Source organism: Mesorhizobium sp. M7A.F.Ca.CA.002.09.1.1 (assembly GCF_003998555.1).
GTDB classification, from domain to species: Bacteria; Pseudomonadota; Alphaproteobacteria; order Rhizobiales; family Rhizobiaceae; genus Mesorhizobium; species Mesorhizobium ciceri.
The window spans coordinates 1-864 of the sequence record NZ_RZRR01001392.1 but is presented as its reverse complement, the minus strand read 5'-3'; the positions used below and the strand labels follow the sequence as shown (position 1 = coordinate 864).

Genomic DNA, 864 nt, shown 5'->3' with positions numbered 1-864 from the left:
ACCCCGAACCGCTTCAGCTGATCGGGTCGCCACCACCTGTTGCGGCCACAATCGGCGCACTCGACCGAGATCGAGGCGACATGCGCGATCGTTGGTTCCTTGCCCGGCAATGCCATCGCCCCTGCCTCGTCTTTGTTCCTGATTTGTTCGCATATTCCTGTGTTTTACGCCGGGAGTCGAGTCGCAGTTTTCAAACTTTCCCAGAAGTTTTTCTTCTAGCATAATTTGAGTTATGCTTTCATAAATGTATGAAAATGTGAGTCGGGTACGAACCTGCCCACTGCATCAGACCCGGGAGCGATAATGGACGCTTTTGCCGCCGATTTTGCCCGTTCCTGCGGCTACGCCGGCGACAGCCTGGCCTTGCTTGAAGCCTTCGAAGCAATCCGTCGCAGCGGCATCGCCCACGCCCGTCAGGATCACGTCAGGCGCAAGGCGGTGATCGACGAGTTGAAACCGTCGGAGGCGCTGTTCCTGGCCGCTATCGGTCCGGCACTCTCGGCGCAGGAGGTAATCGAGGACGCCGCCCGCTTCATAGCCTGCTGGCGCAACATACCGCGCTGGCGCCAGGAGCGGCGCCTGCCCGACCTGATCAGGGCCAAGCAGCAGCGCCTGGTGGCGCGCTATTTCCGCCGCCATGGCCACAGGCTCTGGGCAAGGGAAGCGGTGTGAGGACTGGACCAGCCATTTGCGGGTTCCATCAGCCATTTTTTCTTTCTAGACTGCGCAGGGGTGGCTGACCGTTCGACGTGCATAGTTTGGAATGTTCAAGACTGCCCGCTCAAAATTTCAAGCCTGGATAACGGCCGGCGCGGGAACCATCGCCGCCCTGCTCGTCGCCGGCCTGATGGGCGCGTTCGGCGC

Annotated in this window: 1 protein-coding gene; it reads left to right on the top strand. The window is 60.3% G+C overall.

The annotated features are described in order from the left end of the window. Positions 1–303 precede the first annotated feature (303 nt). Complete coding sequence (locus tag EN994_RS33470; RefSeq protein ID WP_027160847.1) at positions 304–672, top strand: hypothetical protein; 369 nt, start codon at positions 304–306, stop codon at positions 670–672. Positions 673–864: the final 192 nt, after the last annotated feature.